This window comes from Frankia nepalensis (assembly GCF_016786325.1).
Lineage (GTDB): Bacteria > Actinomycetota > Actinomycetes > Frankiales > Frankiaceae > Pseudofrankia > Pseudofrankia nepalensis.
This window is the reverse complement of record NZ_JADWYU010000213.1, coordinates 22,237-30,777: the sequence shown is the minus strand read 5'-3', so window position 1 is coordinate 30,777 and position 8,541 is coordinate 22,237. Positions and strand designations below refer to the sequence as shown.

General features: G+C 75.0%; 9 protein-coding genes. 1 reads left to right on the top strand and 8 read right to left on the bottom strand.

What is annotated here, in order from left to right; translation table 11 throughout:
- Positions 1-97: 97 nt before the first annotated feature.
- Entirely contained in the window at positions 98-1,255 is a 1,158-nt protein-coding gene (locus I6A81_RS33850; protein ID WP_203005427.1) for an acyl-CoA dehydrogenase family protein, read from the bottom strand.
- Between the two features lie 557 nt (positions 1,256-1,812).
- Here I6A81_RS33850 and I6A81_RS33845 point away from each other — a divergent pair.
- Positions 1,813-2,754 carry an SDR family oxidoreductase gene (locus tag I6A81_RS33845; protein ID WP_203005426.1) on the top strand — a complete coding sequence of 314 codons (942 nt, stop codon included), beginning with the start codon at positions 1,813-1,815 and terminating at the stop codon, positions 2,752-2,754.
- A gap of 109 nt (positions 2,755-2,863) precedes the next feature.
- Here I6A81_RS33845 and I6A81_RS33840 read toward each other — a convergent pair whose 3' ends face one another.
- From I6A81_RS33840 to I6A81_RS33810, 7 genes are all read right to left on the bottom strand, one after another.
- A complete protein-coding gene (locus I6A81_RS33840) occupies positions 2,864-3,193 on the bottom strand; it encodes a lycopene cyclase domain-containing protein (protein ID WP_203005425.1) in 330 nt (109 codons plus the stop codon).
- The gene (locus I6A81_RS33835) at positions 3,190-3,558 is read right to left on the bottom strand and encodes a lycopene cyclase domain-containing protein (protein WP_203005424.1); all 369 of its coding nucleotides are present in this window, start codon (positions 3,556-3,558) and stop codon (positions 3,190-3,192) included. Before I6A81_RS33835 ends, I6A81_RS33840 begins: the two co-directional genes overlap by 4 nt.
- Before the next feature lie 19 nt (positions 3,559-3,577).
- Positions 3,578-4,480 carry a thiamine phosphate synthase gene (gene thiE / locus I6A81_RS33830; RefSeq protein WP_307875105.1) on the bottom strand — a complete coding sequence of 301 codons (903 nt, stop codon included), beginning with the start codon at positions 4,478-4,480 and terminating at the stop codon, positions 3,578-3,580.
- The gene (gene thiS, locus I6A81_RS33825; RefSeq protein ID WP_307875104.1) at positions 4,473-4,697 is read right to left on the bottom strand and encodes a sulfur carrier protein ThiS; all 225 of its coding nucleotides are present in this window, start codon (positions 4,695-4,697) and stop codon (positions 4,473-4,475) included. The genes thiE and thiS overlap by 8 nt, the downstream gene beginning before the upstream one ends.
- A 143-nt stretch (positions 4,698-4,840) precedes the next feature.
- Positions 4,841-5,170 (bottom strand): Rv2175c family DNA-binding protein, encoded by a 330-nt coding sequence (locus I6A81_RS33820; protein WP_203005423.1) that lies wholly within the window; start codon positions 5,168-5,170, stop codon positions 4,841-4,843.
- Positions 5,171-5,231: 61 nt separating this feature from the next.
- Entirely contained in the window at positions 5,232-6,863 is a 1,632-nt protein-coding gene (locus tag I6A81_RS33815; RefSeq protein ID WP_203005422.1) for a Gfo/Idh/MocA family protein, read from the bottom strand.
- A 345-nt stretch (positions 6,864-7,208) separates the two neighbouring features.
- Entirely contained in the window at positions 7,209-8,465 is a 1,257-nt protein-coding gene (locus I6A81_RS33810) for an NAD(P)/FAD-dependent oxidoreductase (RefSeq protein ID WP_203005421.1), read from the bottom strand.
- Positions 8,466-8,541 lie beyond the last annotated feature (76 nt).

Sequence of the window (8,541 nt, the reverse complement as noted above, 5' to 3'; positions counted from 1 at the left end):
CCCCGGGGGGGGGGGGGGGGGGGGGGCCCGGTTACCGGGGGGCCCGCGGGCCCGGGCGGCGGGCGGGGGGGCCCTCGGCGATGCCGCCGCGCGCCGCCTAGGAGGCGCCGGCCTGGGCGAGCAGGCCGCGCGCGATGACGATCTGCTGGATCTGGCTGGTGCCCTCGTAGATCCGGAACAGCCGGGCGTCGCGGTAGAAGCGCTCCACCGGGACGCCGCGGATGTAGCCGGAGCCGCCGTGGATCTGCACCGCCCGGTCGGCGATCCGCCCCACCGCCTCCGAGGCGAAGTACTTCGCGCAGGACGGCCCGATCCGCCGGTCGCTGCCGTCGTCGAACTTCGCGGCCACGTCCGTGACGAGGGCGCGGGCCGCGTACAGGTCGGTCGCCGAGTCGGCGATCAGGCCCTGGACGAGCTGGTAGGTACCGATCACGGCGCCGCCCTGCTCGCGGGTCGCGGCGTAGCCGACCGACTCGTCGACGAGCCGCTGGCACATGCCGACGCACAGCGCCGCGATGTGGATCCGGCCGTGCGCGAGGCAGCGCATCGCGGTCGCGTAGCCGCGGCCGACGCCGCCCTCACCGCCGATCAGCGCCGACGCCGGCACCCGCGCGTCGTCCAGGTAGACGTCCGCGGTCCACGCCCCGGCCTGGCCCATCTTGTGGTCACGGGGGCCGACGGACACCCCCGGGGTGCCCTTCTCGACCATGAACGTGCTGATGCCGCGGCCAGGCGGGGCGTCCGGGTCGGTACGGGCGAAGACCATGAAGACGTCGGCCAGCGGGGCGTTGGTGATGAACCGCTTGGAGCCGTTGATCACCCAGCCGTCACCGTCCCGGCGGGCGACGGTGGCCAGGCCGGCGGGATCGGAGCCCGCGCCCGCCTCGGTCAGCGCGAACGACGCTGTCCACTCCCCGGAGGCCACCTTCGGCAGCCAGGTTTTCTTCTGCTCCTCGGTCGCGCCCTCGAGCAGTACGTGGCCAGCGATTCCGTTGTTCGTTCCAAACATCGACCGAAACGAGGGAGTCGTATAGCCGAGCTCGTAGACGAGCCGGACCTCCTCGCTCATCGACAGGCCCAGCCCTCCGTACAACTCGGGAATGGCGAACCCGAACAGCCCCATCTCGGCGGCGTCGGCCCGCAACGCGGCCGGGATCGCGTCGGTCTCCTCGATCTCCGGCTCCAGCGGCACGACCCGTTCCCGCACGAACCGTCGCACCGAGGCGAGAACCTCGGCGAAGTCACTTTCCTGCACGGCACCCGTCCGTATCTGGTCTCGATCCAGCGTCAGCACGGCACACCTGCCCCGCCGACGCCTGCTGGCGCAGGAGTCGGCAAGGGCCCCGTGCGCCGGTGGGCCGCCGGTCTGGTCACCGGGCGGCCCCACGGGATGCGCCACCGTCCATCCTGCCGACCCGGACCCGCTGACGCACATCGGACGGGACGGGGACGACGAATCCGGCATGTCCGACGGCAGGGTCATCGGTGGCCCGTGACCGGCTGGCGCGACACGATGACGTCGGCGCACCGCCGTTCACGCGGCGGGCGGAGCCCGCCACCCTCCGGTGGGCCGGCACCGTCGCCGAGAGGCCGCCCCGTCCCACGGATGAGCCGATGGCCAGGCGGACCGCTGGGCGGTTAGGTAGGGCGAGGACCGGCGGTACCCGAGCCGAGGGGACCAACGGGGCCCACGGTGGACGGCCGGCCAGCGCGCGAACCACCGGGCGGACACAGCGACGGCGGGCACAGCGACGGCGGGCACAGCGACATCGAGGGAACGGAACCGAAAGACGTGATTAAGGGAGTCCGGGCATGAGCGGGATCTGCGAGGGCCGCATCGTCGTCATCACCGGCGCCGGCGGCGGAATCGGCCGGGAGCACGCGCTCGCGTTCGCCGCCGAAGGAGCCAGGGTCGTCGTCAACGACCTGGGCGGCGCCCGGGACGGCAGCGGCGCGTCCGCGGGCCCGGCGCAGGCCGTGGCGGAGGAGATCAAGGCCAAGGGCGGCGAGGCCGTCGCGCACACCGAGGACATCTCCACCTGGGACGGCAGCCTGTCCCTGATCCAGACCGCCATCGACGCGTTCGGCGGGCTGGACGTGGTGGTGAACAACGCCGGCATCCTGCGCGACCGGATGCTCACCAACATGACCGAGGCCGAGTGGGACTCGGTCATCAAGGTGCACCTCAAGGGCACCTTCGGCCCGGCGCACCACGCCGCCGCCTACTGGCGGGACAGGTCCAAGGCGGGCGAGACCGTCGATGCGCGGATCATCAACACCTCGTCGCCGTCCGGCATCTTCGGCAACGTGGGCCAGTCGAACTACGGCGCCGCCAAGGCCGGCATCGCCGCGTTCACGGTCATCGCCGCCATGGAGCTGGGCCGCTACGGCGTCACCGTGAACGCGATCGCGCCGACCGCGCTCACCCGGATGACCGAGGACCTCGGCTTCGTGCAGCAGCAGGAGTCGGCGGCCAAGGAGCAGCTCGAGCCGGTGAGCACCTGGAGCCCGCTGGGAGCGGAGAACATCTCGCCCCTGGTCGTCTGGCTCGGCTCGCCGCAGTCGAAGGGCGTCACCGGCCGGGTGTTCTCCGTCTCCGGCGGGTTCATCAGCGTCGCCGAGGGCTGGGTGAACGGCCCGTCGGTGGACCGCCAGGGCAAGTGGGAGCCCGGCGAGCTGGGTGAGGTCATCCCCGACCTGGTCGCCAAGGCGGCCCCGAACGCCACCATGCTGGGCACCCGGCCGACCGCCTGACGGTCGGCCGGTCGGCGGGCCGCGGGCCTCGCCTCCGCGCGGCGGCGAGGCCCGCCGGCGCTACGCCCCGCCGGCGCTACGCCCCGCCGGCGCTACGCCCCGCCGGCGGCTAAGCCCCACCGGCGCCATCGCGCCCAGGCGGCCGGGCCTCGCGGCGGCCCCACCAGACCCACCAGTCGAGGGTCCACAGGACGAGCGCGAAACCGAAGAGGAGATCCTCCACGGGGGCGTAGACGACGCGCGGGCCCAGGATGGCGTCGGGGTCGTAGCGGACGATCTCGAAGCCCGTGAGGACGCCGTTCACCAGCAGCTGGAACCCGACGATGATCGCGTAGGCGGCCCAGAACGCCTTACGGCGCAGCAGCCGCACCCGGAACGCGAACAGGTCGGCCGTCGCGGCGGCCGCCACCCCGACGAGCGCCAGCGCCGTGTAGCTCATTCGGCTCCCGGCCCCCGCCCGGCGTCCGGCGACGAGGGCTCGTCGCCGACCAGCCAGTGGCGCCGGCGGGCTCGGACGGCCTCCAGCGTCAGGACGGCGCAGATCGGGATGGCGACGAAGAACAAGACCTCTTCCAGCGGGATCCCACCGGGCAGCCGCGCGCCGGTGACGCCGCGCGGGTCGAACGTCCAGTGCCCGCGCGAGATGGCGTAGAGATCCCAGCCGACGAACACCGCCAGCACCGGTACCAGGGTCCGCGCCAGCCGGCGCCACCGGGCATACACCCGCGTGCGCGGCCAGAACTCCAGCGACGCCGTCCCGACGAGGCAGGCGGCGAGCACCGCGACGTAGCTGAAGTGTCGCACCGGTCGCCGCCGACGGCGGTCAGGCGGCGGCGCGCAGGCGGGCGGCGAGGCGCGCGGCGGCGGCGGCCGGGTCGTCGGCGCCGGTGATCGCGCGGACGACGACGGCGCGGCGGGCGCCGGTCGCCAGCACCTCGTCGAGGCGTTCCTCGTCGATGCCGCCGATCGCGAACCAGGGCTTCGAGCCGAGGGCGAACGGCGGCGCGGCGGCCACGGCCGCGGCGACGAGGCGCAGGCCCACGCCCGGCCGGCCCTCCTTCGTCGGCGTCGGCCAGACCGGGCCGACGCAGAAGTAGTCGACGTCCGGGTCCTCGATCGCCACCTCGAGCTGGCGCTCGTCGTGCGTCGACAGGCCGATGATCACATCTGGGCCCAGCAGCCGCCGGGCGGTCGCCGGCGGGATGTCGTCCTGGCCGACGTGCAGGATGTCGACGCCGACGACGGCCGCGAGGTCGGCCCGGTCGTTGCCGCTGACGAGGGCGCCGTGGCGTCGCCCGGCGGCGAGCATGCGCCCGAGCGCCGACGCCTCGTCCCGCCACTCGAGGCCCTTCTCCCGCAGCTGGACGAGGTCGACGCCGGCAACGGCCGCGCCGGTCGGGCCGCCGGGCGCTGGCGGGGCGAGCACGCCGTCGAGAAACGCCTCGTACCCGTGCCGCCTGGGCGTGCACAGGTAGAGCCGGGCGGCCGCGAGTCTGGCCAGCCGCGCGGCGCGCACGGCCGACACCCCCGCCGCGAGGTCTCCGGGCCCGCCAGGGAAGGCGCCGCCCGCCGCGGCTTGCTCGAGGGCGCGGTCGGCCGGGAGCGGGCCCACCATGGCGAGGTCGGCGACGGCCTGCTCGGCGATCAGGTCGATCGTGGAGGGGGGCCGTGGCACCGCGCCGCCGGGCTCGGCCGGCGGGTCGGTGGCCTTCTGGCGCTCAGCCACCGGCGACCGCCCGGACGAGCTCGAGCCGGTCGCCGGCGCGCAGCCGCACGGCCCTGCCCTCGGCGGCCGTCAGCGCCTCGCCGTTGTACTCCACCACCACCGAGCCCACCCGTAGCCCCAGGTCGGCGATCAGCTCGGCCAGTGGCTGCCCGGCGGGCACCTGCCGCTCCTGGCCGTTCACGACGACCTCGACGGCGGCCACGGACGAATCGACCACGCCCAGAACCCTACGCGTTCCCGCCCGCGTGGTGGAGACACCGGCCCGGGCGCGAGGCCGGGGAGGCCCGCGTGACGGACCTCCCTCACCGGGCGCGCACGGGCCCCGGTGTCGACGGCGGCGGCCGCCGCCGTCCAGGACGGTCAGAAGCCCAGCGCCTGGGCTCGGCGCTTGACCTCCTTGCCGCGGTTCTCGCGCAGGGCCTGCAGGGGGGTGCCGGGCAGGCTCGGGTCGTCGCGCAGCAGCCAGTCGATCGCCTCTTCCTGCGAGTACCCCGCGTCGGCGAGCAGCGTCAGCGTGCCGGACAGGCCCTTGGTGACCATGCCGTCCTGGACGAAGCCGGCCGGGATCCGCAGAATGCCGTCGTCCTGACGGCGAGCGAGCAGGCTACCCTCCCGCACGAGCTGTCGGACCCGGGTGACCGGGACCCCCAGGGCCTCGGCGACGTCGGGCAACGGCAACCAGTTTTCCATGGTCGAAAGTAAACACGACGCTGCCATGTCCTCAAGACCGTCCGCGCGCCCGAGCGGTCGCCTAAGCGGGGCCGATCTGGACACCGCCGGCGGACGCGGAGCGCGTGGCGGCCTCGGCGACCGCGACCACCCTGCGGGCCGCCTCGACCCGGTAGGCGTTCAGCGGCCAGCCGGACAGCAACGCGTCGGCCAGGTCCCGGTAGAACTGGTGCCCGCCGCCCGTGGGCAGCGGCAGCCGGGTGCGGGTGCCGTCGTGGCGGACGACGGTGAGCGGCCCGGCCGACAGTGGCACCGTGGGCGCGCCCTCGCCGGCCTGCCCCGCGTGCCGGCCGCCCCGGCGGGCCGGCTCCGGCTCGGACTCGGCGGCCAGCGCCGCCGTCGCCGGGTCGTCGCCGAACAGCGCGCCGGCGGTGCCAAGGACCTGCAGCCGGGCGGTCGGCACGGCGAGCAGGTCGGAGATCGTGATCTGCGCCTCGGCGCCGCTGGCGAAGCGCAGCAGGACGCGGGCATGGTCGGCGTTGGTCACGTGGTGCCAGACCCGCTTGTGCGTGGTGGCCGTGACCCATTCGACCGGCTCGTCGACCAGGTCGAGCACCCAGTCGAGATGACCGAAGCCACGGTCGTGGATGAGCCCGCCGCTGGCGCGCTCGTCGTCGCGCCAGCCGCCCTCCGGCCGGCGCGGCGCGCCGTGGGTGACCTCGACCGAGAGGATGTCGCCGACCGCGCCGCCGCGGACCGCGGCCCGCAGGCACCGGTAGGCCGGGTCCTCGCGCCGCTCGGGGTACATCGCGAGCAGCGACGAACGGGCGGCGGCGAGCAGCGCCAGGTCGTCGGTCTCCTGGGTGGACAGCGCGAACGGGGAGGCGATGACGACGTCCTTGCCGGCCTCCAGCGCCCGGCTCGCCCACTGGGCGCGGGTCTGGTTCGAGGTGCCGACGACGACCAGGCGGACGTCGCCGTCGGCGAGCAGTTCGTCGGGCTCCTCGTAGCCACGCACCGCGGTGTCGCCGCCGCGGCCGGCGGACCGGCCGGCGCCGCTCACCGCGACCAGGTCCAGGCCCTCGGTGGCCTCGACGGCTGCCTGGTGCGCCGCGACGGCCGGCGGCGTTCCCAGCAGGCCGACGCCGACCGGGCCGGCGTCACGCGCCCCGAGGGCGTGACGAAGCCATCGGCCGACCAGCCGGTGGTAGGCCGGGTCGGCGAGCGTTTCGGCGGTGGATCCCAGGGTGAACATGCCCAGGCCGGTGGCCGGCCGCCAGGTGCAGACCGGGTACTCGGACATCTCGTGCCGGACGAGCAGCAGCCGCTCGATGTCGTCGGCGACCTTGTCGGGCACGACCCAGCTGTCCACGGGCCGGAAGTCGCCCATCCGCGCGGCGACCTGGTCGCCGTTCGGCCCCGCGACCAGCCGTAGCTCGTGCGGCGGGGTGGCGCGGCCAGGAATGAACCCGGAAGCCTCGACCAGCGGGCTTTCGGCCGGCAGCGCGCGCACGGTCGGCCCGGCGAGCAGCACCGGAACCGACTGCCGCGCGCGGTCGAGCAGTTCCTGCTCAACGGAGTCGAGCGGCCGGTCGATGAGGACCAGCAGGGCATCCGCGGACCGGGCCGAGGTCGGCCCAAGCCCGGCGGCCCGCAGGTGGTCACCGAGGGCGCTCACCCCAGGCAGGTTGGAGACCAGGTGAATGCGCGGCACAGCGCCAGACTCTAGTGTCAAGCCCACATCCGACTACCAACGGGGCCAATACACCCGATCGACCCGAACGTGCAGCTAGCCGCCTCGCCGTTCGGCGCACCACCGCGCACCCACCGCGAGCCAGGAGCGGCGACCAGGCCGATCACCACGCGTGGTAGCCGACTCGCCCGGAGTGCCGGCCACACCACGCTCGGCGGCCCGTCATGAGTCCTGGTCATGAGATGTGGAACCAGGACCACCGCTTCCGCCGCCGGACCGCCCGGCCCTCGCCTTCCGGCCTCCCGCCTCCCCCGCTCGCGCGCGAGCGGCGGCGCGCGTCCGACGTACGAGGGCCGCCCGAGCGGCTCACCCCTCGAGCAGGGCCTTCAGGGGAACCGCCGGGTCGGCGAACTGGGCCTGGTCGGGGCGGGCGTCGGCGGCGAGCAGCCGCCGGCCGGCGACCATGTCGATCGGGCGGGCGACGGTCACCAGAGCGGTCAGGGTGCCGTCCGGCGCGAACCAGCCGGCCGACCAGCCCGGGGCCTTCTTCGCGTCCGGCTCCTTGCGGGCCGTCGGGTCGCCGCGGAACACCAGGTGCGCGTCGTCGGCGGGCAGGCCCGCGAACTGCACCATCCTGCCGAACTGCTCCGACCAGAAGTACGGGACCGGGTTGTAGACGGGCAGGTCGCCCACGGGCCGGCCGGCGGCGAGGCCGAGCAGGGTGGTGGCCGCGGCGGCCGGCGCGGTCTGCGCCGTGTCCCAGTGCTCGACGCGCATCCGCTGGCCGTAGCGGACCGACCACCAGGCCGCGCAGTCCCCGACCGCCAGCACCGGCGCCGCGCCGGGGGCGCCGGGCGTGTCCGGCGCCCAGCCGGCGAGCAGGTGCTCGTCGACGACGACGCCGCGCTCCACGACCAGCCCGCAGCCCGCGAGCCAGCCGACGTCGGGACGCGCGCCGACCCCGACGACGATCTCGTCGGCCGGCACGAACTCGCCGCCGGCGAGCAGCAGCCCGTCCTCACCGATCTTGTCGACCATCGCGTCGACCCGCAGCGTGACGCCGGCCTCCTCGTACCAGTGGACGGCGTGGCCGCCGACCTCTCGGCCCAGCGGCGCGAGCGGGTGACCGCCGCCCTCGACGACGGTCACCTCGGCGCCGAGCTTGGCGGCGACGGTCGCGACCTCGGCGCCGATCCAGCCGGCGCCGACGATGACGAGCCGCGCCCCGGGACGCAGCGCCTGGCGCAGCGCGAGGGAGTCGTCGATGGTGCGCAGCACCCGCTGGCCCGGCGCCCCGGGCAGCCGGATCGGGGCCGAACCACTGGCGATCACCAGGGCGTCGTAGGTCACCGGGCCCGCGTCGGTGTGGACGGCCCCCGGCTCGAGGCCGGTCGCGTGCCGGCCGAGCAGCAGCTCGACGCCGTCCAGGTCGTGCAGGCCGTAGGGGAGCTGGGTGCTGTCGGTGCGGCCGGTCAGCACCGCCTTGGACAGCGGCGGCCGGTCGTAGGGCAGGTGCGGCTCCGCCCCGATGAGGGTGATCTGGCCGGTGTATCCCTGCTCGCGCAGCTCGACCACCGTCCGGCCACCGGCCAGCCCCGCTCCCACGATGACAACGCGCTCCATAGCGGCAGGCTATCGAAGCAGGCCCCGCGCGACGCCGGGCAATATCGCGCCGGTCACATCACCTGGACCACCCGCG